This is a genomic window from Pseudomonas sp. UBA5706 (genome assembly GCF_002419965.1).
Lineage (GTDB): Bacteria > Pseudomonadota > Gammaproteobacteria > Pseudomonadales > Pseudomonadaceae > Aquipseudomonas.
Window position 1 is genome coordinate 64,970 of record NZ_DIHC01000034.1, and the last position, 25,309, is coordinate 90,278.

The following is a 25,309-nucleotide window of genomic DNA, read 5'->3' on the forward strand; positions in this document are numbered from 1 at the left end:
GGAAACGGATCTGCGAACGCCCGGGATCAGTGCCCATCCTTATACACAAACTTGGGCATTTCCCAATGGAACCTGATCGCCAGCAATCGCAGCAGTAAACCGCCAAATAGCGTGATCAGCGTGCCCTGCTCCAGCGCTAGCCCTGCGTACTGACACAACAGAAAGCACCACGCAGCCGCGAACGAAACGCTGGCATACAGCTCGCGACGGAAGATCAACGGGATGTCGTTGCAGAAGATGTCACGCAGGATGCCGCCGAACGTACCGGTAATCACCCCGCTGACGGCCGCGACCATCATGCTCAACCCCATCTCCAGGGCAGTCATGCAGCCGATCACGGTGAAAGCCACCAGTCCGAGTGCATCAAGTACCAGAAACAGCGAGCGCAAATGGCGCATCAGTGGCGCAATAAGGATGGTGACCAACGCCGCAACGCTGGTGAGAACCAGGTATTCCGGGTGCTTGACCCACGTCAGTGGGTAGTGCCCCAGCAGCACATCACGCACCGAGCCACCACCGAGCGCGGTAATGCAAGCGATCAGCACCACGCCGAACCAGTCCATGCCACGTCGCCCGGCAGACAGCGCACCGGTCATGGCTTCAGCGGTAATGGCGATCAGATAGAGTACTAACAACATGGTGGCGGTCCCTGCGAGAAGGGGCGCAGTCTAACCACTCGGCGCGAGCACCAAAAGGGGGCGTAAGTAAGCAGCCCCCCCTCGCACTGGCGCTTAGACCTTGATGAAGTGCTCGCGATAGAAACGCAGCTCGGCAATCGACTCACGAATGTCGTCCAGCGCCAGGTGAGTGCTGCCCTTCTTGAACTTCAACTCAGGCGACCAGCGCGCAGCCAATTCCTTGAGCGTGGACACGTCGAGGTTGCGGTAGTGGAAATAGTTTTCCAGCGTCGGCATGCGCTTATAAAGGAAGCGACGGTCCTGGCAGATGCTGTTGCCACAGATCGGCGAGCTGCGCTCGGGCACCCACTGCTTGATGAATGCCAGGGTAAGGGCTTCGGCTTCTTCGGTGGAAATCCTGCTCTCGCGCACGCGCTGGGTAAGGCCCGAGCCGCCGTGTTGACGCGTGTTCCACTCATCCATACCACTGAGCAGTTCGTCGCTTTGATGCACCGCGATTACCGGCCCTTCGGCCAGAGTGTTCAGCTCACTGTCGGTGATGATGGTCGCCATCTCGATGATCACGTCGTTATCGGGGTCCAGACCGGTCATTTCCAGGTCGATCCAGATCAAATTCTGCTTGTTCTGCATATGTAGGCTCCTCAGCTCAGGCGCGCAGTTTAGCGTAGGCGAGCGTGCTAGACTCGCTCCCGCCTCACCTAATCAGCAGCTTTATGCGGCATCAATTGGATCACTGAACACTCATGGCCAAACGCCAACTCAACCGTCGCCAGAACTGGCGCATCGAAAAGATTCAAGGCGAGCGCGCTGCCCGCGCTGCCAAACGTGAATCACAAGCCCTGGAAACGCTCGAAGGCGGCGATCTCGGCCCTGAACAAACCGGGCTTGTGATCGCGCATTTCGGCGTTCAAGTGGAAGTCGAGGCGCAGGAAGGCGAGCTGAGCGGACAGGTGTTCCGGTGCCACTTGCGCGCCAACCTGCCCGCGCTGGTAACCGGCGACAGGGTCGTTTGGCGAGCCGGCAACCAGGGCATCGGCGTGATCGTCGCGCAGCTGCCGCGCAACACGGAGCTGTGCCGACCGGACACCCGCGGCCAGCTCAAACCGGTGGCTGCCAACGTCGACATGATCGTTATCGTCTTCGCCCCGGCGCCCGAGCCCCATGCCAATCTGATCGACCGCTATCTGGTCGCGGCCGAACACGCTGGCATCTGCCCGCTGTTGCTGCTGAACAAGTTCGACCTTATCGACGAGCACAATGCCCCCGCGCTCAATGCACTGCTGGCGGTTTACCGGACACTGGGTTATCCGGTGCTGGAAGTCTCCGCGCATCACGGCGACGGCATGCAGCAGCTGCAAGATCTGCTCGACAGTCACATCAGCGTATTCGTCGGGCAGTCGGGTGTGGGCAAGTCGTCGCTGGTGAACAGCCTGCTGCCGGAAGTCGGCACACGGGTCGGACCGCTGTCGGAATATTCCGGGCAAGGTACGCACACCACCACCACCGCCCGGCTGTTCCACTTCCCTCGCGGTGGCGACCTGATCGACTCCCCGGGGATTCGCGAATTCGGCCTGGGCCACGTCAGCCGCGCCGACGTCGAAGCGGGCTTCATCGAGTTCAACGACCTGCTTGGCCGCTGCCGCTTTCGCGATTGCAAGCACGACCGCGAACCCGGCTGCGCTCTGCTCAAAGGCCTGGAAGAAGGCCGCGTGCAGCAGCAGCGCATGAACAGCTATCGCTCTATCATCGCAAGCTTGCCGGACAGCGGTTATTAACGGCACATCCAGTTACCTGTAGCAGTCGGCTTGCCATCGATGGCGTCCTTACCATCGCTGCCGCTGGCAAACCGGACTGCTACGAGTGTCGCTGCCTGGCCACGCAACACTCTATCGTCTGCACATACAAAAACGCCGCGATCATCGCGGCGTTTTTGTCGGAATCCAATCAGTTCTTCGTCTCTTCGATCTTCAATTGCCCTTGATCGAAAATGTTCAGCCTCTGCCGAATCTCGTGGGGCTGGGCGTAAGCCTGGCGGTCAACGGCGGGGGTTGCGATCGATGCGCCAGGACTGGCCGCCGGACCAGTCGGTGAGGCCGGAGCTGGCACTGGCACTGGCACTGGCACTGGCGGAGTATCCGGTTTTGGCGCTTCACCGACGTTCTGAGCATCTTCGATACGTGCTTGGGCCTTCTTGGTCAGGACCACGATATCGATGCGGCGATTGACTGGGTTGTTCGGGTTTTCCTTGTCGTACAGCGAAGAAGACGCGTAACCCACCACCCGCGCCACCTGCGGATCTGGATAGCCGCCTGCGATCATCGCGCGTCGGGCGGCGTTGGCGCGGTTGGCCGACAGCTCCCAGTTACCAAAACCGTTGTTGCCCACATAAGGGGTCGCATCGGTATGGCCACTGATGCTGACCTTGTTCGGCACACCTTTAATGGTGTCAGCCATCGCCAGCAGAATGTCCTCGAAATAAGACTTCAAGCGCGCGCTGCCGATGTCGAACATGGGCCGGTTTTCGGCATCCGTGATCTGGATGCGCAGGCCGTCCTGAGTGATCTCGAACAGGATCTGATCCTTGAACTTCGCCAGCTGCGGGTTCTCGTTAACCTTGGTTTGCAGTTCCTGCAGCAGCATTTCCAGGCGCTCCTGCTCGATCTGCTCGGCTGCCGCATCCTGTTGATCGGCATCCACGGGCACTTTGTCTGGCGCCGGGGTGGATTTCACTTCAGGGTTGAGTGTCTGGTCGGGCGACATCTCGGGGGAGCCACCCAGGTCGATGACATAAGGCGAGCCGCTGTCGGAGAAGCCAACCGGGTCCTTGAAGTAACCGGCAATGGCGATCAACTGCTCGGGCGTTGCCGACGACATCAGCCACAGCACGAGGAAGAACGCCATCATCGCCGTCGCGAAGTCAGCGAAGGCGATTTTCCAGGCGCCGCCGTGGTGCCCTCCGCCGTAGCGCTTTACACGCTTGACGATAATTGGCTGATTATTTTCCATGGATCAGCGACCGCGAACCGCTTGTTCCAGCTCACTGAAGCTGGGACGGTGTGCCGGGTAGAGAACCTTGCGACCGAATTCGACCGCCAGCGAGGGCGGCACACCCGAGGCCGACGCCACCAGGGCGGCCTTGATCGACTCGTACACATTCATTTCTTCCTTGGCATCATGGGCCAGGGAAGTGGCCAACGGACCGAAGAAACCGTAGGCCGCCAGAATACCGAAGAACGTACCGACGAGGGCCGCGCCTACGTGCATCCCGATCGCCGCCTTGTCGCCGGAGCCCAGGGACGCCATGGTCACGACGATACCCAATACCGCCGCTACGATGCCAAACCCGGGCATGGCGTCTGCCACACCGGTCACCGCGTGGGAGGGGTGCTCCAGCTCTTCCTTCATGCTCAGCAACTCCATGTCGAACAGGCCTTCCAGCTCGTGGGGGGCCATGTTGCCGGACGACATGATGCGCAAGTAGTCACAAATGAAAGCGATCATGCGGGTGTCTTTCAGGATGCCTGGGTATTTGGTGAAGATCGGGCTGTTTTCCGGCTCCTCGATGTCGCCCTCAATCGCCATCATGCCTTCACGACGGCTCTTGTTGAGAATCTCGTAGACCAGTCCCAGCACTTCCAGATAGAACGCGTGGCTAAAGCGCGAGCTGAACATCTTCAAGGACTTCTTGACGACCAGCATGGTCATGTAGCCCGGGTTCGCTTGCAGGAATGCACCGAGCGCGGCACCGCCGATGATCATCACCTCGAAAGGCTGGATCAGCGCTCCGATTTGACCATGAGAAAGTACGTAACCGCCGAGGACGCTCGCGAGAACGACGATGATGCCGATAATTTTTGCCATAGGTAGAAAATACTTACTGAGTCGGGTTCATGGTCATTGTGCGAGAAGCGCTGAAAACTCTTGTTCAACTTATCGGCACCAGTGCGCCAGACTATAGTCAAATCAGGCGAAAAACTGTCTGCGGTGTGGCGCCAGCGTATCAGCGCAAAAGCCGGCATGATGCCATCATCCGATACCGATCAAAACCTCCCAGCCGTATGGGCCTTGTGAATGCAATCAGCTAAAGCCTCGTCGCTCCCCGTTCCGCAGACACTCGATGCCTGGATCAAACAGCTGGATGGCCTCGCCCTGCCCGTTCCCACCCATGCCCATGCCCGGGTGCATGCCGCCTTGAACGACAGTCGCCGCTCACTACGGGAAATCGCCGACCTGATGCAGGACAGCCCGGCGCTGGTACTCAGCGTGCTGCGGGAGGCTAACTTGCACAGCGGCGGGCTGGCTGAGCCTGCCGAAAGCCTGGAAGTTGCGCTTAACCGCCTGGGACTGGCGCGCGCAAGCACGCTACTGGGCCGCTTGCCGAGCGTCGAGCTGCAGAAAATCCCCCCAGCGCTGCGTCAGTTGCAGATGATTAGCCAACACGCCGCGCAACAGGCTTATGGTTTGTTTGCCAACCAGTTGGCGCGGCTCTGGCAGGATATCCATCTGGGCAGCTTGCTGTTTCTCGCGCCGCTTTGGCCGATGGCATTGGCCCATCCCAAGCTGCTGGAAGAATGGGAGCTGCGGGTCGTCTATAAGGGCGAGTCGGCCAAAGTCGTCGAAAAAGCCTTGTTCGGCGTGCGCTTGGTGCGGCTATGCCAGGCACTGGCGCAGCATTGGCAATTGCCGATGTGGGTCATGCAGGGTTACCGCCTGTTAATCAGCGAGCAACGCAGTTTGGTAAAAGTGCTGCGCGTCGCCCATGAGAGCGACGATCCGCTCAAGCAGCAACAACAACTGGACGCGGACCTGCCGCTGCGTCGCTGGTTTAATCAGCCAGCCAACACGATTCTGCTGGCAAATGGCCTGGCCCTATCCACCCAGCAAGCCTGGGACACCCCGCACACGATGCGCTGGGAATTGCTGACCAGCCTATATTTGCAACAGCCATTGAGTGACCTGCAGCAACAGGTACACCAGAACGCTGCCGCCAGCGCCCGTCAGCATGCGGAGCCCGGCGTCTGGCACCCGGCCGAGGCCTTGCTCTGGCCCTGGGGCACACGACGTATACACGAAGCACTGCTGCCAGCCCCACCGCCTTCCCCCGAAGCGCTGCACACCTGGCGCAAACACTGCAGCGACTTGCTAAGAGAGCCCAGTGCCTTCGCCAACGCCATGCACTTGACTACTTGCGCGCGGGACGCCCTGCTGGCGTCGGGCATGCACCGCGCAGTATTGCTGATGATCGATCGCAAGACCGACAGTCTTCGCGTGCATCAGATTGCCGGTGTGGATCCGTCTGCCGCTTCGCTGCTTGTTCCTTACAAAGACAGCACGGTGCTGCAAAGACTGCTGGCCCAAGCCACGCAATTGCGCCTGACTGCCAGCAACAATGCTCAGTTTTCGGCATTGCTGCCGCCCCAATTGCGCCATCTGTTTTCAGGGGAGAACCTGCTCATCCGCTCGCTGGGCAGTAATGGTCGAGTGGTGATGGTGGTCATGGCGGATCAAGGTGGGGGGCCGTTCTCGGAGGTGACGGTCCAGGCGTTCGGCAAAACCGGACAATGCATCGAGAAAGCGCTGACCACCTTTAGCCATCGCAATGGCTGATGGCTGCGCTACAATTCGCCTCTTTCATGATCTGGAGACCCCACATGCCTGCCTTCTCAAGCTTGCCGCTGGTGATCGAGCCCGCAGACCTGCAGGCACGCCTTGGCGCTTCAGAACTGATACTGGTTGATCTGACCAGCGCCGCCCGGTATGAGACTGGCCATATTCCGGGGGCGCGTTTCGTCGATCCGAAGCGCACGCAGTTGGGCATTCCTCCAGCGCCTGGCCTGCTGCCGACCCAAGCGCAGCTTGATGCGTTGTTCGGTGAGCTGGGCCATAACCGGAATGCGGTCTACGTGGTCTATGACGATGAAGGGGGTGGCTGGGCCGGTCGCTTCATCTGGCTGCTGGATGTGATTGGCCATTCGCAATACCACTACCTGGACGGCGGCCTGCAGGCCTGGCAGGCCGAAGGTCTGCCACTGTCCACTGAGGTGCCCGATGCTATTGGCGGTTCGGTGTCGGTAACCGTGCACGACGAGCCGACCGCCACTCGTGAGTACCTGCAAAGCCGACTGGGCGCCGCCGACCTGGCAATCTGGGACGCACGCGGCCCGACGGAATATTCCGGGGAGAAGGTCGTGGCGGCCAAAGGCGGTCATATCCCCGGCGCCGTGAACTTCGAATGGACCGCAGGCATGGATCAGGCGCGCAATCTGCGCATTCGTCGGGACATGCCGCAGATCCTCGAAAGCCTTGGCATCACGCCGGATAAAGAGGTCATCACCCACTGCCAGACTCACCATCGTTCTGGTTTCACTTATCTGGTCGCCAAGGCGCTGGGTTACCCGCGAGTCAAAGGCTACGCCGGCTCATGGGGCGAATGGGGCAATCACCCGGATACGCCCGTGGAGAAATAGCCGAGCGCCGGTGCTGTCCCGATACGTCTTCACCTATTGAAAAACCCTTTTGAAACGCTTTAGGAATCTTGATGAAACAGCGTCTGTTTATTCTTTTCCAATACCTGCTTCCCCACCATCTGCTGTCGCGTCTGGCTGGCTGCGTTGCCGAGTGCCGCGTGCGCTGGTTCAAGAATGCCTTCACTCAATGGTTCGTGCGCCGCTACCAGGTGGACATGTCTCAAGCGCTGGTCGAGGATGAAACGGCATACCCGCACTTCAACGACTTCTTCACCCGTGCCCTGAAACCAGGCGCACGTCCTCTGGATGAAACGCCGGGCGCGATTCTGTGCCCTGCCGATGGCGCCGTAAGCCAACTAGGGCCAATCGAACACGGGCGTATCTTCCAGGCCAAGGGCCACAGTTACAGCGCGCTGGAGTTGCTGGGAGGCGATGCGCGCTTGTCAGCGCCTTTCATGGGCGGTGATTTCGCTACCATTTACCTGTCGCCCAAGGACTACCATCGCGTGCATATGCCGCTGGCCGGCACCTTGCGTGAGATGGTTTACGTGCCGGGCCGTCTGTTCTCGGTCAATCAGACCACCGCTGAAAACGTACCCGAACTGTTCGCCCGCAACGAGCGCGCCGTTTGCCTGTTCGACACCGAGCGCGGCACGATGGCAGTGGTTCTGGTGGGAGCAATGATTGTTGCGTCCATCGAAACCGTGTGGGCCGGCCTGGTAACACCGCCAAAACGCGAGCTGAAAACCTTCCGCTACGATGAAGCCGCCCGCGCGCCAATCCATCTGGAGAAAGGCGCCGAACTCGGTCGATTCAAACTGGGCTCCACCGCGATCGTGCTATTCGGACCCAATCAGGTGCAATGGGCCGCGCAACTTGCAGCCGGATCGCCTACGAAAATGGGTCAGTTACTGGCGACGCCGACACAGGCCTGATTCTTGCCAGGCAGAGTGTGCAAGAGCGTTTTTTTGGCGGAGTGCACCTGCCATGCATTCCGCCAGGGTCGTCTGGACGCACGTGGAGCGGCGCTGATAAAGTGTCACTTTGACATCAAGGGCTGTTCCAAGGATCCAATGCTGGTAGAGTCGTTAACCAGCCGTCTAGGAAACTTCGCTTTTCAGTTACGTAAACTTGCTCTTTTCGCTCGGTATCGTGTGTCCGCATTGCAGTTCTCGATGCCATTTGGGCCAGTAGTTGTGGGAGTTTACCTGTCACATGAGTAAATTAAGTCTGCCACTGTTGTTGCGCGCTCCTGTGCCGACGCAGTCGAGCCTGTCGTTCTGTGACGCGACGCCAAAAGACCTGAAGCGCTGGATCTCTACCCTCCCGAAAGCCAATCTTGGCGAAATGGCCCGCCGGCTGTATCAGGGGCTGGGCGAACTCAATCAGCTGCTGACCCCCAGCGAAAACCGCCTGCAACTGCTGGAGCTGCTGCGCCCGGAAGTGTTTTTCGTGTGCAGACACCTGGAACGCCATTTCCTCAACCAATCGGTAGTCCTGGAAGAACGCCCGCGCAAGGTCGCGAACCTGTGTCAGGCGCTGCAGAATCATCTGGCAATCGGCTACAAGCAAATCATCGCCAGGGTGGGCCCCAGGCTCACCCGGGACCGTACCACGCTGCTGACCACAGCATTGCAACGCGCCCTGCATTGCCTCAACGGCCCGCTGATCCGCGCCAACCAGCTCTATTGTCCGGTACAGGACGGCTTGTGGCTGGAGCTGCATCAGATCTATCAAATCGCCCGTCAGAACCAACTGCACACAACCCCAGTGGCCGATAATCAGGCCCACCATACGCGCACCCTGACCGTCGAACAGACCTACATCGTGGCGCTGCTGATGGGTTGTTCGCGTTGCAATCAGATGCGTCAGCACAATATCGGCAAACTGGCCGACGCGCTGGATGCGTGGAGCTCGATGGTTACCCTGCAGCAACCCATCGATGATGCCAGCCTCTATAGCGTTGCCTACGGCACCGACACTGCGCCGCGATACACCTCGCTGTATGGCGAAGATCAACGCAGCCATCTTTTGGGTATCAACCCGCGACCCTTGTCGGCAGCTTTGCAGCGTTACATCGAAATGCCCGTCGATCAGCGTTCTCAGTCCTACCTGCACGTGCCGCCGGGCCTCTCGATCGACGTGTTGCAACATCTGGCGGCGGCGTGGGGCGACGTTTCGGAGCGCGCGTTTCAGCGTACCGCGGCCCAAGGTACCCTGACGGTTTGCGTTGGCATGAGCGCCCTTCACTACTTCGTGGGCGGTCAGAAAAGCTTCAGCGACCTGCTGCTGGTCCCCGCGGGCGCACTGAGCAAGGTCGCCCAATACACGTTGCAGCCCCTTGAGCCCACTGTTGATGACCCCTGGTCACACGCGATGGACGTCCAGCGCGGTGGCACATCGAGTACCCTGCTGCCGTTCGAGGAGATCCAGTATCAGCGCGAAGAATCCGACGGGGGCGCGTCGGCAACGGACGGGCAAACGAGCTTTCCGACCTACAGCCTGAACATCGTCAACCACAGTCCGGGAGGTTACTGCCTGGCCTGGCCCAAGGAAGTCCCGGACCAGCTACAGGCCGGTGAAATGATCGGCATTCAAGACCATGGCGACGGTTGGAGTATCGCGGTGGTGCGCTGGGTGCGTCAGGTGCGAAGCGGCGGCACGCATATGGGCGTGGAGCTGATTGCCCCGTTCGGCCAGGCGTGCGGCATGCAATTGCTGCGTGACGAGCAGAGCAGCCAATACCTGCGGGTGTTGTTGCTGCCTGAGGTAAGGGCCATCGACGTACCCGCTACCGTCATTGCACCACGCTTGCCATTCGAAGAAGGCAGCAAGGTGATGATCAACAGCAGCGGCGAAGAGCGACGGGCCACGCTGAGCAATCGCAAAGCAACGACCGGCAGCTACAACCAGTTCGAATACGAAATGCTCGAAGGGCCCAAGAAAACCGCTGCAGAGTCGGGGCCGGAACAGGAATTCGATTCGTTGTGGACGGTCTTGTAGGAAGTCGTTCGATCGACAGCAGCCGCAGCGTACAGGAGGACGCTTAGCCGTCAGCCAGCCATGCCGCGACAGGGTCGGCACGGCAGCAATCTTCTCGCGCACCGGTTATTTGCAGCAGTCCGGCTTGTCGGCGGTCGCGATTCCAACGACGCCACAGCCGGCAAGCCATCCCGCTACAAGCGGATCTATCAGGCGCTGCGCCCTTCCCGATCACGGAATCCCAGCAGATACAGCACACCGTCCAGCCCTAACGTAGAGATCGCCTGCTTGGCAGACTGCTTGACCAGCGGCTTGGCGCGGAACGCAACGCCCAGGCCAGCGATGGCCAGCATCGGCAAATCATTCGCGCCGTCGCCGACCGCGATGGTCTGCTCAAGGCTCAAACCTTCCCTGATCGCCAGTTCACGCAGCAAATCAGCCTTGCGCTGGGCATCGACGATCGGCTCGATGGCATTGCCGGTGCATTTGCCGTCGACCACTTCCAGCTCGTTGGCGAAGATGTAGTCGATCCCCAATCGGGCCTGTAACTGACGAGCAAAATAGGTGAATCCGCCCGAAAGAATCGCGGTCTTGTAGCCCAGACGCTTGAGCTCGGCGAACAGCGTCTCGGCGCCTTCGGTCAGAGGCAGCGACGCGCCGATTTCGTCCAGCACCTTGATGTCCAGGCCCTTGAGCAGCGCCAGGCGTTCCTTGAAGCTGGCACGAAAGTCCAGCTCGCCACGCATCGCGCGCTCGGTTATTTCTGAAACACGCTCGCCCACGCCATGGGCTTTGGCCAATTCATCGATGACCTCGGCTTCGATCAGCGTCGAGTCCATGTCGAACACCGCCAGACGACGATTGCGGCGGAACAATGAATCCTGTTGAAACGCGATGTCGACGTTCAGTTCCTGCGCCACGTGCAGAAATTCGGCCTGCATCTGCTGCTGGTCGGCAGGCTCGCCACGCACGGAAAACTCGATGCAACCCTTGCCCTTTCCGGTGGGCGTGTCCAACGGCATACGCCCGGATAAACGATCGATGCGGTCGATGTTCAAACCGTATTTTGCAGTGATCGCGCTGACCGTCTGCAACTGCTCGGCCGTCACCTTGCGCGTCAGCAAAGTGACGATGTGCCGCGCCTTGCCCTGACCGCCCACCCAATGCTGGTAATCGGTTTCGGACACCTGAGTGAAGCGCACCTGCTGGCCCAGCTCGTCGACCTTGGCTTGCACGTTCCCGAGCACCCGAGCGCCTGGTTCGGTGTCGGGAATCTCGACCAGAATCCCGAACGACAGGGCGTCGTGAATCACCGCCTGACCAATATCCAGAATATTCACGCCACCTTGAGCCAGAACGCCAGTAATGGCCGCAGTAAGACCCGGACGGTCTACGCCGGTGATGTTTATCAGGACAATTTCGCGCAAGGCGCACCCCCGCAGTGGAAAAAAACCGCATTCTACTCACTTTCAGTGACCGCCGGGCACAGTGAGCGCTTTGCCGCATCTGGGTCGCTCGCTATACTGCGCCCCAACTTATTCAAGAGAGCCGCGCTCAGTGAACCGGCCCACGCCAGTAAAAACCGACAACTTCTTCTTGCTGATCTTCCGGGCACTGCGTCACCGACGCGTTCCGATTGCTTTGCGCATCGCCAGCCATAACGTGATCCTCGTCGCGCTGGCGCTGGTTATCTACGCCTGCGTGATGGGCCTGCAGTTCAAGCAAGCCATGCACGAGCAGGCGGACGCATTGGGGCAGGCCCTGACCACGCAAACCGCGACCTCCGCCACAGAGCTGCTGGTGTCCAACGACATCCTCAGCCTCAACGTGTTGCTGGGCAATCTGGTGAAAAACCCGCTGGTGGCCCATGCGGCTATTTACAGCGTGGACAATCGCATCCTTGCCGAAGCGGGTCAGCGTCCAAAAAACGGGCTGTTGGGCGAAGCCGAAGGCCTCTACGAGATCAAGGTGACCTTTCAGGATGTAGTCGCAGGAACGTTGCGTATCAGCCTGGACATGACGCAGTTCCAGCAGCCCTTGACCATCAGCCTGCAGAGCATGGGCATTCTGGCCGGGATTCTGCTGGCACTGGCGCTGGCCTTGAGCCTGCGGCTGGGGCGGCACATCTCCACGCCCATGCTGCAATTGCGCATGTGGCTACGTTACATAGACCCTTACACCCCTGCCACGGATCGTCAGGATGAAATCGGTGATCTGGCCCGCCAGCTCAAGGCGTCCTACGCGCCGCCCGAGCCTGAGCCGGAACCTGTTCCGGAGCCGGTGCAGATTGAAGACGAAGAAGACTCCTCCGCGCAATTCGATGCCAGCGACCTGAGTGATCCCGAGTTCGACGACGCGCCGAAACCGCGCGCAACGGCGATTCCAGCCCGCCGCATCGTCGCCGAGGAAGACGAAGACGACGACGAAGATCCCTTCGCCGACCTTCGCGACAACAGCCCCACGCCGCAGAAGCCTGCACCGCGCCCCCTGTTGCCCGTCGCGCCTTCGCAGCCGCAATACAGCGCCGTACTGGCTGTGCAGCTGGGCTCTCAAGAGCAGCTGCGTCGTCTGCCGCGCAGTCGTCTGACGGAATTGCTGGAACGCTACCGCGACTGTATCGATCAGGCTGCCTCGCTGTACGACAGCGAACTGCACACGCTGAACGATGGCAGCTCGCTAATGGTGTTCAGCACCCAGGACAGCGGCGACGATTACCTGACCAATGCGATTTGTTGCGGCGAACTGCTGCGCGCGCTCAGCCATGCACTGCAGATTGAAGTCGCTGACAGCGGCATTACCCTGCAATTGCAGTTGGGCCTTACGCTGGGTGAAGGCCTGCACGGCATGAACCAGATCGATCTGCTGCTGACGGAAACCGCACAGGATGCCTTGGCCCTGTCGCAACACAGCCGCAACCTGCTGTTGGTAGAGCGCAAAATCAGCGAAGACCACACGATTCGCCAGCGCGCCCGCATCCGCCCGATCGCCAGCCCCGAGGGCGCAAGCTGTGTTGAACGCTTGCTGGAGCCATACCCTTCGATGCTGGAGCGCCAGTTGGCGCGGATGCACGAGGCGCGCAAGGCCTGATGCATCCCGCGCATGCCGCATGCCTTGGGGAGTGCGGCGTTTCCGGTGACCTACCCTTGATGCTGCCCGAAAGGCTGTAGCGATCCTGAGAGAGTCCGCACGGGCGAACTGATGCCAAACAGCTGCCGAATCAAGCGATCCGTCCTTGCCTGATACATCGGCTGTCGAATTTCACTGCAGGTCCTCGGCAGGTCACAGCAAGCTTGCGCCTATGGTCTTCGGCCAGCATCAATCACGATCCAGCCATCGCCCACAAAAAAGCCCGCATCGCTGCGGGCTTTTTGTCTGGCGTCTGACTTAGAAGCGGAACACTTCCAGATCGGTGCGAATCGGCGAGGCCATCGGGATTTTCGGCTTATCTTGGTCGGTGCGCGTCTTGGCCGGCTGAGCGGTCTTTTTCGGCTGCTCAGCGACCAACGGCTGACTGGCAACCGGTTTGACCGCCACGCTCAGTTGATCGGCCAGACGCTGCAAAAGTATGCCCTGAGCCTTAACCTGTGCAGCCGAGCTGCCTGCATGACGCTCTTCCAGGTGTATCAGTTTGCTGTCCCGCACGATGCCGCGGCGGTCCAGCAGGCGCCACTGCGCATCGAGCACCGCCGGCTGGTGCACGCCGGAGTCCAGACGAGTGATTGATAGCACCACCTGCACGTCCGGGCTGAAGTTGGCAGCCGCAGGCGCCATGACCACACGCTGGCTGTCCAGTTTCCAGGCCAGTTGACGCAGCAGCAGTTGATTGATGTCAGAAGATAAGCTGCCTGCCCATCGACCGTCGGTCGACGCTGTCAGGCTGCCGTCGGGCTGACGCTGTAGGAATGTCTCCCGTTGCAAATAATCGGCAACGGAAACCGGACCGAGCAAAACAGCGACTCCGGCGCTTTGCTTCGGTTGCCCTGGCTCACCACTGTCCAGCTGGTAAAGCGATTGAGGCTGATGAACGCTGCACCCGGCCAAACCCAGAACGCCGGTCAACAACAGAACAAAAGGAACGCGTAGAAAATTCATCATTCCGTCCAAGTGGCCAGCGCACGGCAGCCACGATGTTAAAGACTCAAGAAACATGAAGGCACTCGGCCATGCCTAGCCCTCAAGACGTCATATCATCCGTGAATATGCGCAATGACTCCAGCGATTCTGCGTCGATCTTCGTGACAAAACGAAGATCGACAGCCTGATTAACCGCTTAAGTCACGTTTTCCACCAACAATGAATCAACCCGCTGAAAACCACGCGGCAACTTGTTGCCACGGCGACCACGCTCGCCCTTGTAATGCTCCAGATCGTCCGGCTTGAGCGACAGCGTACGCTTACCTGCCTGAAGCACCAAGGTGGCGCCATTGGGGATGACCGCCAGGTCGGTCACATATTCTTCGCGACTGGCGACCCGCTCACCCGCAATGCCGATGATCTTGTTGCCCTTGCCTTTGCCAAGCTGCGGCAGGTCACTGATCTTGAAGACCAGCAGACGCCCTTCGGTAGTGACGGCGGCCAGCCAGTTCTGCTCACGGTCAGCCACCGGACGCGGCAAAATGACTTTCGCACCCGAGGGCAGGCTGAGCACCGCCTTGCCCGCCTTGTTCTTGGCTTGCAAGTCTTCCCCCTTGACCACGAAGCCATAGCCGGCGTCGGACGCGATGACGTAAAGCGCGTCATCATCCGGCAGTAGTACACATTCAAAGGTAGCCGCAGGTGGCGGCGTTAAGCGACCGGTCAGCGGGTCGCCCTGGCCACGGGCCGACGGCAGGGTATGGGCCGCGAGCGAGTAGCTGCGCCCGGTGGAGTCGATGAACACTGCGAACTGGTTCGAACGCCCCGCGGCGGCGGCCTTGAAGCCGTCGCCCGCCTTGTAGGAAAGCGCCGTCGCGTCGATGTCATGACCTTTTGCGCAACGCACCCAGCCTTTATCCGACAACACGACGGTCACAGGCTCGGTCGGCATCAGCTCGTTTTCCGACAGTGCCTTGGCCTCGGCGCGCTCGACGATTGGCGAGCGACGATCATCGCCATAGGTCTGTGCATCGGCAATCAATTCAGTGCGCACCAGCTTGCGCAGTTTGGTTTCGCTGCCCAGCAGGGCGCGAAGCTTGGCTTGCTCCTTGAGCAGTTCGTCCTGCTCGCCACGCAGCTTCATCTCTTCCAGACGCGCCAACTGACGCAGGCGGGTGTCGAGAATGTAGTCCGCCTGGATCTCGGACAGCTCGAAACGCGCGATCAGCTCAGCCTTAGGGTGTTCGGCGGTGCGAATGATGTGGATCACTTCATCCAGGTTCAGGTAAGCCGTGAGCAAACCTTCCAACAGGTGCAGGCGACGTTCGACCTTGTCCAAACGAAACTGCAGGCGGCGACGTACGGTGTTGATACGGAACGTCAGCCACTCGGAAAGCAGCGCCTTGAGGTTCTTCAACTGCGGCTTGCCGTCCAGACCGATGATGTTGATGTTCACCCGGTAACTGGACTCAAGCTCGGTGGTCGCGAACAGGTGCTGCATCAGCTCTTCAGGATCGACGCGGTTGGAGCGCGGGATGATCACGATGCGGCAAGGATGCTCATGGTCCGACTCGTCGCGCAGGTCGGCAACCATCGGCAGCTTCTTGGCCTGCATCTGCGCGGCGATCTGTTCCAGTACCTTGGCGCCAGACACCTGATGCGGCAGCGCGGTAACGACGATGTCGCCATCCTCGACGCGGTACACCGCGCGCATGCGCACCGACCCACGTCCGGTTTCGTAGATTTTCAGCAAGTCGGCACGAGGCGTGATGATTTCCGCTTCGGTCGGATAATCCGGCCCCTGTACGTGTTCGCACAGCTGCTCGATGGTGGCTTTGGGCTCATCGAGCAGCCGGACACAGGCCGACGCCACCTCCCGCAAGTTATGCGGCGGGACATCGGTGGCCATGCCCACAGCGATGCCGGTAGTGCCGTTGAGCAGAATGTTCGGTAAACGCGCAGGCAAGACCGCCGGCTCGTCCAGGGTGCCGTCGAAATTCGGCACCCAGTCCGCAGTACCCTGGCCCAGCTCGGTGAGCAAGACTTCGGAATAACGCGACAACCGCGCTTCGGTGTAGCGCATGGCAGCGAACGATTTGGGATCGTCCGGCGCCCCCCAGTTACCCTGACCATCGACCAGTGTGTACCGGTAGCTGAAGGACTGCGCCATCAGCACCATGGCTTCATAGCAGGCCGAGTCGCCGTGAGGGTGGAATTTACCAAGTACGTCGCCGACGGTGCGCGCCGACTTCTTGTGCTTGGCGTCAGCGTCCAGGCCCAGCTCGCTCATGGCGTAGATAATGCGTCGCTGCACAGGCTTCAGGCCGTCGCCGATATGCGGCAAGGCACGGTCCATGATCACGTACATGGAGTAGTTCAGATAGGCCTGTTCGGTGAAGTCAGCCAGCGACCGGCGTTCTACGCCGTCCAGGCTGAGGTCAAGGGAGTCGCTCATGCGGGCCTCATCATTTTGTCGTCTGACGCAGCAGCAATGTGCCGCCACGTTGTGTGAATTCGAGTTGCTTGATGGCGCTCATACCCAGCAGCACCTGATCACCGTCCAGGCCGGGCACCACCAGGGCGCGTACGTTGTTCAAGACGATATCGCCGATTTGCAGGCGTTCCAACGTAGTCCGAAACGCGTCGGTGCGGCCGTTGGCCGTGCTCACCTGGATCGGGTCGCCGCGTTGCAGATGCAACGTCTCGGCCATGTCTTCGGGAATGGCGACGTCGGTCGCCCCCGTGTCGAGCATGAACTGCACAGGGCGCGTGTTGATCTGCCCCGTCATCACGAAGTGTCCCTGTCGGTTGCTTGCCAGTTGCACCTGGACATAGCCGTCACCGTGCTCGGAGGTGACGTCACCGTTCGGGTTTTCCTGACGCTGTTCCCATTCACCGAAAAACCGCGTCGCCAGAAACAGCGCCGCGGCCCAGGCAACGATCAGCATCAAGCGCCCGGCGCGTTTGCCGGGAGGTGCCTGGGTCAAGGCTTGCCGCCCCAGCCACCCTCTGGCGCAGCGAAGCGCCAGACGATGGGGCGTTTTTCACCGTCAGCGCGGGCGCCGAAGTTGTTATCGATACCAACCCAGGCTCCGGTGTCATCCACGATCAGGGCTTCGGTCAGGCCGTACTTCTGATCGTAGAGCCGATTGGGCAGCAACGCTTCCTTGGCGAACGACCAGCAGGTTTCCAGTTGCCCGGTTTCCAGCGTTCGACGACAGATGCGATACGCCGCCCGCTCAAGGGTGTACAACTTGCCGTTGAACAACGAGATGTCGGAAAAATCCTTGGCGACGGATTTGCCGCCCAACTGCGGCGGCAGAATGTCATTGCCGGACTCGACCCGCAAAATACAGCTCGCGCCACAGCTCCAGCTGTCTTTACTCAACTTTGCAGTCAACAGGCCACGTTTTTCACGCTCGGCGGCCAGCCACAGCTGATCGCCTGCCGGATTGATGGCAATGCCTTCGAAAATCGCGTTGAAGTGCTGCAGCATGCCGGCGGACTGGGCTTCCTGAACCAGCTTCTTCGGCAATGGCAGCCAGCTCGGCGCACCATCGACCGGGACTTTCAATACCGTAGCGAAGCCTTCGCTGACCAAATAGCGGTTACCGGCGGCATCACAAGTCACACCTTCGAAATCCAGATCGCCGCCACGAATCAGCGACGCCGCCTTGGCCATGCCACGCAGTGTCGGGGACAGTCCGCTGTCGGGGATGGGCGGAATTTCAAGCTTCAGCGCATGGGCCTTCCACACGGTCGCCGCAGTGTCGAGGCTGTACAGCAACGTGTCGTCGCGGTCGGACACCGTCCATAGCACGCCATTACACGAGGCCAGACCGGACAGATTGCCACCTACCATGTCGTCGACTGCGTGCTCGGACAGCAGCTTGAGTTCGGGCAGGGGCTTTTGTGCAAGCGCCTGCGCGGCGAATGCAGGCGTGACGGTCAACACCAGGGCCGCCAGCCAGCCTCGGTTCAAACCAGCACCTCGGCCAGGTTGCCCTTGGATTCGAGCCAGGTCTTGCGGTCGCCCGCACGCTTCTTGGCCAGCAGCATGTCCATGATCTCCGATGTGGCTTCGAAATCGTCCAGGGTCAGTTGCACCAGGCGCCGGGTATTGGGGTCCATGGTGGTTTCGCGCAATTGCGGCGGGTTCATTTCACCCAGGCCCTTGAAACGCGTGACCTGCGGCTTGCCGCGCTTCTTCTCGGCCACCAGGCGGTCAAGAATGCCATCACGCTCGGCTTCGTCCAGGGCGTAATAGATGTCCTTACCCAGGTCGATGCGGTACAGCGGCGGCATGGCGACGTAGACGTGACCGGCGTCCACCAGCGGGCGGAAATGCTGGACGAACAGCGCACAGAGCAACGTGGCGATGTGCAGACCGTCAGAGTCGGCGTCGGCGAGGATGCAGATCTTGCCGTAACGCAGCTGGCTCATGTCTGCCGCGCCGGGATCGACACCGATGGCTACCGCGATGTTGTGCACTTCCTGACTGGCGAGTACTTCGCCGCCATCGACTTCCCAGGTGTTGAGGATCTTGCCGCGCAACGGCAGGATGGCCTGGAATTCCTTGTCTCGCGCCTGCTTGGCCGAGCCCCCGGCAGAGTCACCCTCCACCAGGAACAGCTCGGCACGCATAGGGTCCTGCCCCGCACAATCCGCGAGTTTGCCCGGCAGCGCCGGGCCTTGGGTAATGCGTTTGCGCTCGACCTTCTTGCTAGCCTTCAGGCGGCGACCGGCGTTGTTGATTGCCAGTTCCGCCAATTGCATGCCCATTTCCGGGTGCGCATTGAGCCACAGACTAAAGGCATCCTTGACCACTCCAGACACGAACGCCGCGGCCTCGCGGGAGGACAGACGCTCCTTGGTCTGGCCGGAGAATTGTGGCTCCTGCATCTTCATCGAGAGCACGAAGGCGATACGCTCCCAGACGTCTTCCGGCGCCAGCTTTACCCCACGCGGCAGCAGGTTGCGGAATTCACAGAATTCGCGCATCGCATCGAGCAGCCCTTGGCGCAGACCGTTGACATGGGTGCCGCCCTGCGCGGTCGGAATCAGATTGACGTAGCTTTCCTGCACGCTGTCGCCGCCCTCGGGCAACCACAACAACGCCCAGTCAACGGCTTCCTTGTTACCGGCGAACGCGCCGCAGAACGGTTCTTCCGGCAAACGCAGAAAGTCATTGACCGAATCCTGCAGATAAGAGCGCAGGCCGTCTTCGTAATGCCACTCGACCTTCTCGCCGCTGCTCTTGTCTTCGAAACTGACCAACAGGCCCGGGCACAGAACTGCCTTGGCCTTGAGCACGTGCTTGAGGCGGCTGACCGAGAATTTGGGGCTGTCGAAGTACTTGGGGTCTGGGGCGAAATACACGCTGGTACCGGTGTTGCGCTTGCCAACGGTGCCGACAACGGCCAGTTCGGTGGCCTTGTAGCCATCCGCGAAGGTCATTTCGTATTCGTTGCCGTCACGCTTGACCCGCACCCGCACCTGGGTGGAAAGCGCGTTGACCACGGAAATCCCTACCCCGTGCAGACCGCCGGAGAACTGGTAGTTCTTGTTGGAGAACTTGCCGCCTGCGTGCAGCTTGGTAAGGATCAGCTCGACACCCGACACGCCCTCTTCCGGGTGAATGTCCACCGGCATGCCGCGACCGTCGTCGGCCACTTCCAGCGAGTTGTCGGCATGGAGAATGACCTGCACCGATCTGGCATGACCGGCCAGGGCTTCGTCGACACTGTTGTCGATGACTTCCTGGGCGAGGTGGTTGGGCCGCGTGGTGTCGGTGTACATGCCCGGCCGCTTGCGGACCGGGTCGAGGCCCGAGAGGACTTCGATGGCGTCTGCGTTATAAGAGCTAGCGCTGGGATTGGCCATGGGGTCTCGTCATCAAGTCGTTCATGAAATTTCGGAGTGACACTGTGATACCTGTTTGTTTCAGCAAAAACATCGATCAAGCGCCCGCGATCAAAGCGCCGAAAGATCAATCGCCTGCAAAAGCTCGGGGGCGAATCCGGCAATACTCAACAGGGTAGGCATTTTTTCCGCAAAACCCTGGAAGCCATGATCGCCACCGGCTTCTATTCGCAAGGCACAGGCGCGATAAAAAGCCTGCGCGCGCCGATAGTCCAGCGTCTCGTCACCGGTCTGCAACCACACTTGAATACGCTGCGGATCCTGCGGGGCGGGCACTTCAAGCTCAGCCAGCGCATCCACATGGTCGTGCGTCAGCTCCCAGGCTTCGCCGGTATAAAGGTTTTTCTGCGTGCCCAGAAAACCGTCGAACAATTGGTGCGGATTCACCGCCGGATTGATCAACACTGCCTTCAGGCCATAACGTTCGGCCAGGTGAGTCGCATAGTAGCCGCCGAGTGAGCTGCCGACCAGTAATGGCCGCCCGCCCAGTTCGTCGATAGCCGCTTGCATCTGAACCAGGGCCTGGCGTGGATGGTGATGCAACTCCGGCACGCGCAATCGCTCGCTGAGCCCTAGGCGCTTCATCAAGCCGGCGAGCTGCGTGGCCTTTTTCGACATGGCCGAGCTGTTCAGGCCATGCAGATAAAGAAGAGTCGAGTGATCGTGATCCACAACGGGCCTCCAGAAGCTGCGAGTCGAATTGATCGCAGGGCAAAGCCACGCAGTTTACAGGACAACTGCGCGAAGACTCATGTGTTGATGATTCGCCAGGAATTCAGGACATGCCCTTCAATACCCGGCGCCACTGAGGTCAACCTCGAACAGGTCGGGATGAACGCGGGAAACACCGGTTTGGATCTGCCCATCGTCAAGCAGACGCAACCAACGATAGCCTGGCGCCAGCGAATCGAGGGCGAAGTCTCCGCTATTGGGCGCAAACTGAATGCAGGTCGAGGGCGAAGCGAGCAGGCGCACGCCGTCGCGGAGCTGGTCGAATTCCTGATGCACATGACCCCAGAGCAGCGCCCGCGTCTGCGGAAACCGCTCCAGCACGGCAAACAGCGCATCGGGGTTTCTAAGCCCGATCGGCTCCATCCACGCCGCCCCAATGGGCACCGGGTGATGATGCAGGCACACCAGGTGATGACGCTCCGGGGCTTCGCTCAAGGCTTGGGCGAGCAGTTGCAGTTGCTTGTCTTCCAGGTAACCGGGGACCGAGCCGGGCACCGCTGAGTCGAGCAAGGTGACGCGCCAATTGCCGATATCCACCACGGGGTCGAGAAAGTCGCTGTGCTGAGCGGCGATGGACATTTCCCGCAGCTCATCATGATTACCCGCAAGCCAGCGCTTGGGGGCATCGAGCCGCTCGCTGGCCTGGCGAAATGCCTGATAGGACTCGACCGTGCCGTCCTGGGACAGGTCACCGGTCGCCAGCACCAGATCGATCCGGCTTTGTTCGGCCAGCACCAGATCCACCACGGCGCGCAGGCTGTCACGGGTTTTCATCCCCAACAGCGTGCCGTGCGCTTCAGCGAACAGATGACTGTCGGACAGTTGAACCACCAACACGGAAGACGGGGTTGAGGATGCACTCGGCAAGGGCCGGCTCCTTTAGCAGATATGGCCGGATTATGGTGTCAGATTGTTGCAACGGCAAACCGGAAAGAGGGTGACGGTTCTCATTTATGGCAGAGGCTGCCCGTGGCGTACCTTTAGGAGACGTTGCAGGCTACGACGGCAGCGAACGTGCAGCATCAATCACCCTCGATGTCACCGACACGACGTCTTCGCCGGTACGCCGATTTCCAACGTCATCAAGGTGGCGACGAAGTGAGTTAGCGCACAGCCTCGTACTCATGGCCGCACGCCAGGCAGTGGCTGAGCCACTCGCCGAGAAAGAGATTCAACTGGGCCTTTTCGTCGGGCTGGTGCATGTCGGCGTTGGGGTACGGGTAAATGCCCTGAAAACGCCGAGCATGTTCGGCCCCGATGACTTCGGCCATACGCGCGTCGTGATAGACCTGTACTTCCAGCACCGGAACCGGCAGCCACGGCAGGCTGTGCTCCTGACGAACCTGCAAGGTCGTGGTGTACGGACAGTCAAGTATCACCTCGACTGCCAGCACGCCCAACATCTGATCGCCCTGGGTGACCGCCACCCGACGGGAACGTTGTGCATGGCGCATGTCAGGTAACAGACGCATCAAGCGCGCGTAGTTCGCCTCGCAGGCTGCTTGCAGCCCGGCGAGGTCGACACGGTAGCGCTCGCGCAGAAGATTCACGACCACAGCCCCCTGATTTCAGCGCGATTGAGCGCCAACCACTGTATTGCGATGATAGTTGCCGCGTTGACGATACGTCCGTCTTTTACAGCCTGCATGGCGTCGTCGAACGACCAGACCGACACACGGATGTCCTCGGCCTCTTCTTCCAGCCCGTGCACCCCACCTGCCCCCTCGCTCTCGCATTTGCCCAGGTACAGGTGAACGAATTCGTTACTGCCACCGGGCGACGGAAAATACTTGGTGATCGGCCACAGCGCGCTGAAGGCCAGCCCGGCCTCTTCTTCGCCTTCACGGTGGGCAACTTCCTCGGGCTGTTCTTTCTTGTCGATCAGGCCGGCAACCATTTCGATCAGCCAGGGGTTGGGATGCTTGCCAATCACCCCCACCCGGAACTGCTCGAGCAGCACCACTTCATCACGCTTTGCGTCATAGGGCAGCACGCATACAGCGTCATGGCGCACGAACAATTCGCGCTTGATCTCAGGGCTCATTCCGCCGTCGAACAGCTCATGACGCAGGCGCAGGCGGTCCAACTGATAGAAACCCTTGAAGCAGGTTTCGCGGTGGACGATCTCATGCTTGGTGGGTGTCGATTGAGTGGTATCGGTCATAAATTTCTCACTGCAAAGCACGGGTGACTTCACGCCATCCTAACGTGCCGTGGAACGGGATGCACAGCCCTTGAAGTTGGTAAATCCGGCACTCAGGGTAGACGACGGCAAGGGAATGGCACTCTAATCCGCCCAGTGGCGAACTGATTGCGCCGCACGCAGTCCAAGCCTGTTGCCGTTACCCCCTGTGATGGCCCTTTATGCCAACGCCAAGGATCAACATGTCGTTTCTGAAGATCATTTCAATGGCCTGCCTGGCCCTGATACTGGGCGCCTGCCAAGGCCTGTTTCAACCCAACCTGCGCAGTCCGCTGACCGTTCAGCGAGACGCCTCCGAACTGATCAAGCCTGGCTGCACCACCGACGATTGCCCTTTGGTGAACATCGACACGGTGCATTTTCCGGACGAGCCCAAGCTCGACGCCATCGTCCAGCGCACGCTGTTGCAACTGACCCGCAGCGACAGCGATGGCCCGGTGCCGCCGACTCTCAAAGCCTATCAGGAGCAATTCCTGGCCCGTGCCCCGGCACGCAACAGCAGCTATCTGCAGGCCAAGGTACGGGAGCAGCATGACGGAATCGTGGTGGTCGAGCTGTCCAGCTACCTGGACACCGGCGGCGCTCACGGCGAACCAGGCCGTGCGTTCATCAACTATTCCCGTCAGCAGCAACGGGTTCTGACCCTGGCCGACATGCTGGTGCCAGGTCAGGAAGCTGCCTTCTGGGAAAAAGCCGAGCTGGCGCATCAAGCCTGGCAAATCAGCGTCAAGCTGGATAAGGATACCGAGTTCCAGAAGATGTGGCCTTTCAAGCGAACTTCCAACGTCGCCCTGACGTACGGTGCAGTAATCCTTAAATATCCTGTCACCACCATCGCCCCTTACGCCATGGGCCATATCGAGCTGAAGATTCCTTATCCTCAGCTCAACGGTATCGTCAAACCGGAACTGTTCCCCGGCCGGAGCTGATTGCCTTACTCAACACCAGTTGCAGCACGCCAGCCAGGATCAAGGCTGGCAGTGTTGCACCGATAGTCGGGTAGAGATTAGCCAGCAGGTGGTAGGTGACAATCCCGCCCAGCCAGGCAAGCAACGTCATCCAGCGCAACCCCACCGTCGCGGTGCCATGACGGCGACGACGCAGGATGAAATGATCCACCAGAACCACGCCAAACAACGGTGCGAATACCGAACCGATCAGCAGTAGGAAATTCTGATACTGAGCCAATGGCGCGAAGCAGGCGATGAGCGTGCAGATAACGCCGATGGCCAGCGCCAGGTGCTCAACCTTCGCCTTTAACAAGATGCCGCTGGAAACCGCTGCCGAGTGAATGTCAGCGAAGGCATTTTCCGATTCGTCGAGCAGAATCAACAGCAGTGGAATCCCCATCCCTGCCCCGGCCAATGCCAGTAACAATGCATTGGCTTCACCACTCGGCGCAAACGCCAGGGTGTAGGCGACGCCCAATGTCATCAACCAGAAGTTACCGATGAAAAAACCCAGCACCGTACCGCCGAACACGCCGCCCGCACGTTTGCCGAACCGCGAATAATCGGCGATCAGTGGCAGCCAGGACAGCGGCATGGCGATAGCGATATCGAAACCCGCGGCGAACGGCAGCGAGCCATCTGCGGTATGTAACCAGAGTGCCGATAGATCAGCCTTGGCCAGCAGGTTCCAGGTTAGCCAGAGACACGCCGCGAGCAGCAGCCAGATGCCCCATTTGCGCAGGATCTGCCTGACGAAAGTCAGAGGACCACTGACCGCAAGCAGGGTCGCAACGGCGCCAAATACCAAGGTCCAGAGCAGCGGACTGGCCCAAAGGCTGGATTCGGAAAACGCGCCCGCGCCCAGCAGACTGGCTGCATCGCGCATGACGATGATCTCGAACGAGCCCCACCCCACCAGTTGCAGCAGGTTCAGAATCGCCGGCACGCCCGCGCCTTTGTTACCAAGACTGAGCTTGAGCGCGGCCATGGAAGACAGACCGGTGTCGCTGCCGATCACGCCAACAGCGGCGAGCAGCAAAACACCGACCAATGTGCCAAGGAAGATCGCCAGCATCGAGCCTGACATACCCAGCCCTGGCGCGAGCAACGCGCCGGTCTGCAGGACCATCAGGCCGATGCCGAGGGAAAACCACAGGGAAAACAGATCGCGCGCGCCGAAGACACGTTTATTGGCGGGGACGGGAATGTCGGGTGAATAGGTACCGGGTGTGTTCACGTCATTTTCTCGGATGAACAAAACAATGATGATCGTTCCCACGCTTTGCGCGGGCATGCATGCCTGGACGCTCCGCGCCCCATGTGACGCCGAGCAACACCCAT

General features: G+C 60.2%; 21 protein-coding genes and 2 pseudogenes. 8 read left to right on the top strand and 15 right to left on the bottom strand.

What is annotated here, in order from left to right:
- Positions 1-26 precede the first annotated feature (26 nt).
- Together B3I26_RS16415 and orn are read right to left on the bottom strand one after the other, a co-directional pair.
- The gene (locus B3I26_RS16415) at positions 27-638 is read right to left on the bottom strand and encodes a trimeric intracellular cation channel family protein (RefSeq protein WP_296259076.1); all 612 of its coding nucleotides are present in this window, start codon (positions 636-638) and stop codon (positions 27-29) included.
- A gap of 93 nt (positions 639-731) precedes the next feature.
- A complete protein-coding gene (gene orn / locus B3I26_RS16420) occupies positions 732-1,268 on the bottom strand; it encodes an oligoribonuclease (protein ID WP_296259077.1) in 537 nt (178 codons plus the stop codon).
- Between the two features lie 113 nt (positions 1,269-1,381).
- On the opposite strand from orn, the gene rsgA reads away from it, so the two are divergent.
- The gene (gene rsgA / locus B3I26_RS16425) at positions 1,382-2,413 is read left to right on the top strand and encodes a small ribosomal subunit biogenesis GTPase RsgA (protein WP_296259079.1); all 1,032 of its coding nucleotides are present in this window, start codon (positions 1,382-1,384) and stop codon (positions 2,411-2,413) included.
- Positions 2,414-2,582: 169 nt separating this feature from the next.
- Here rsgA and motB read toward each other — a convergent pair whose 3' ends face one another.
- Together motB and motA are read right to left on the bottom strand one after the other, a co-directional pair.
- A complete protein-coding gene (gene motB, locus B3I26_RS16430; RefSeq protein WP_296259080.1) occupies positions 2,583-3,644 on the bottom strand; it encodes a flagellar motor protein MotB in 1,062 nt (353 codons plus the stop codon).
- A gap of 3 nt (positions 3,645-3,647) precedes the next feature.
- Positions 3,648-4,499, bottom strand: coding sequence for a flagellar motor stator protein MotA (gene motA, locus B3I26_RS16435; RefSeq protein WP_296259081.1), 852 nt, complete (start codon positions 4,497-4,499; stop codon positions 3,648-3,650).
- A gap of 210 nt (positions 4,500-4,709) precedes the next feature.
- Here motA and B3I26_RS16440 point away from each other — a divergent pair, with 210 nt between their 5' ends.
- The 4 genes from B3I26_RS16440 to B3I26_RS16455 all read left to right on the top strand — a co-directional run bounded on the left by B3I26_RS16440 (position 4,710) and on the right by B3I26_RS16455 (position 10,108).
- On the top strand, positions 4,710-6,245 hold the full coding sequence (locus B3I26_RS16440) for an HDOD domain-containing protein (protein ID WP_296259083.1): 1,536 nt from the start codon (positions 4,710-4,712) through the stop codon (positions 6,243-6,245).
- 44 nt (positions 6,246-6,289) lie between these two features.
- Positions 6,290-7,105 carry a rhodanese-like domain-containing protein gene (locus B3I26_RS16445; RefSeq protein ID WP_296259084.1) on the top strand — a complete coding sequence of 272 codons (816 nt, stop codon included), beginning with the start codon at positions 6,290-6,292 and terminating at the stop codon, positions 7,103-7,105.
- 65 nt (positions 7,106-7,170) lie between these two features.
- The gene (gene asd, locus B3I26_RS16450; protein WP_296259172.1) at positions 7,171-8,040 is read left to right on the top strand and encodes an archaetidylserine decarboxylase; all 870 of its coding nucleotides are present in this window, start codon (positions 7,171-7,173) and stop codon (positions 8,038-8,040) included.
- Between the two features lie 280 nt (positions 8,041-8,320).
- Entirely contained in the window at positions 8,321-10,108 is a 1,788-nt protein-coding gene (locus tag B3I26_RS16455) for a molecular chaperone (protein ID WP_296259085.1), read from the top strand.
- Between the two features lie 188 nt (positions 10,109-10,296).
- Here B3I26_RS16455 and serB read toward each other — a convergent pair whose 3' ends face one another.
- Complete coding sequence (serB, locus tag B3I26_RS16460) at positions 10,297-11,514, bottom strand: phosphoserine phosphatase SerB (RefSeq protein WP_296259087.1); 1,218 nt, start codon at positions 11,512-11,514, stop codon at positions 10,297-10,299.
- 130 nt (positions 11,515-11,644) lie between these two features.
- Between serB and B3I26_RS28900 the strand changes: the two are divergent.
- Together B3I26_RS28900 and B3I26_RS28905 are read left to right on the top strand one after the other, a co-directional pair.
- Positions 11,645-12,371, top strand: a pseudogene (locus tag B3I26_RS28900) (histidine kinase); the annotation flags it as partial.
- Positions 12,372-12,448: 77 nt separating this feature from the next.
- Positions 12,449-13,174: pseudogene (locus tag B3I26_RS28905) on the top strand (histidine kinase); the annotation flags it as partial.
- A 297-nt stretch (positions 13,175-13,471) separates the two neighbouring features.
- Here B3I26_RS28905 and B3I26_RS16470 read toward each other — a convergent pair.
- The 9 genes from B3I26_RS16470 to B3I26_RS16510 all read right to left on the bottom strand — a co-directional run bounded on the left by B3I26_RS16470 (position 13,472) and on the right by B3I26_RS16510 (position 22,979).
- Positions 13,472-14,179, bottom strand: a complete 708-nt coding sequence (locus B3I26_RS16470; protein ID WP_296259089.1) for a PqiC family protein — start codon at positions 14,177-14,179, stop codon at positions 13,472-13,474.
- Positions 14,180-14,357: 178 nt separating this feature from the next.
- Complete coding sequence (gene parC, locus B3I26_RS16475) at positions 14,358-16,616, bottom strand: DNA topoisomerase IV subunit A (RefSeq protein WP_296259091.1); 2,259 nt, start codon at positions 16,614-16,616, stop codon at positions 14,358-14,360.
- Positions 16,617-16,626: 10 nt separating this feature from the next.
- Positions 16,627-17,109 (bottom strand): retropepsin-like aspartic protease family protein, encoded by a 483-nt coding sequence (locus tag B3I26_RS16480; RefSeq protein WP_296259173.1) that lies wholly within the window; start codon positions 17,107-17,109, stop codon positions 16,627-16,629.
- Positions 17,110-17,144: 35 nt separating this feature from the next.
- The gene (locus B3I26_RS16485) at positions 17,145-18,143 is read right to left on the bottom strand and encodes an esterase-like activity of phytase family protein (RefSeq protein ID WP_409522035.1); all 999 of its coding nucleotides are present in this window, start codon (positions 18,141-18,143) and stop codon (positions 17,145-17,147) included.
- On the bottom strand, positions 18,140-20,044 hold the full coding sequence (gene parE, locus B3I26_RS16490) for a DNA topoisomerase IV subunit B (protein WP_296259092.1): 1,905 nt from the start codon (positions 20,042-20,044) through the stop codon (positions 18,140-18,142). The genes B3I26_RS16485 and parE overlap by 4 nt, the downstream gene beginning before the upstream one ends.
- 90 nt (positions 20,045-20,134) lie before the next feature.
- Positions 20,135-20,701 (bottom strand): YqiA/YcfP family alpha/beta fold hydrolase, encoded by a 567-nt coding sequence (locus B3I26_RS16495; RefSeq protein ID WP_296259176.1) that lies wholly within the window; start codon positions 20,699-20,701, stop codon positions 20,135-20,137.
- Between the two features lie 171 nt (positions 20,702-20,872).
- Positions 20,873-21,682 carry a 3',5'-cyclic-AMP phosphodiesterase gene (cpdA, locus tag B3I26_RS16500; protein ID WP_296259094.1) on the bottom strand — a complete coding sequence of 270 codons (810 nt, stop codon included), beginning with the start codon at positions 21,680-21,682 and terminating at the stop codon, positions 20,873-20,875.
- A 236-nt stretch (positions 21,683-21,918) separates the two neighbouring features.
- On the bottom strand, positions 21,919-22,371 hold the full coding sequence (locus B3I26_RS16505; RefSeq protein WP_296259096.1) for a DUF1249 domain-containing protein: 453 nt from the start codon (positions 22,369-22,371) through the stop codon (positions 21,919-21,921).
- Positions 22,362-22,979: an NUDIX domain-containing protein gene (locus B3I26_RS16510; RefSeq protein WP_296259097.1), complete on the bottom strand. Its 618-nt coding sequence runs from the start codon at positions 22,977-22,979 to the stop codon at positions 22,362-22,364. The genes B3I26_RS16505 and B3I26_RS16510 overlap by 10 nt, the downstream gene beginning before the upstream one ends.
- 221 nt (positions 22,980-23,200) lie before the next feature.
- Here B3I26_RS16510 and B3I26_RS16515 point away from each other — a divergent pair, with 221 nt between their 5' ends.
- Positions 23,201-23,947, top strand: a complete 747-nt coding sequence (locus B3I26_RS16515) for an RsiV family protein (RefSeq protein ID WP_296259099.1) — start codon at positions 23,201-23,203, stop codon at positions 23,945-23,947.
- Here the strand turns inward: B3I26_RS16515 and cytX are convergent.
- Entirely contained in the window at positions 23,916-25,205 is a 1,290-nt protein-coding gene (gene cytX, locus B3I26_RS16520) for a putative hydroxymethylpyrimidine transporter CytX (RefSeq protein WP_296259100.1), read from the bottom strand. The two genes, B3I26_RS16515 and cytX, sit on opposite strands and share 32 nt — an antisense overlap.
- Between the last annotated feature and the right edge of the window lie 104 nt (positions 25,206-25,309).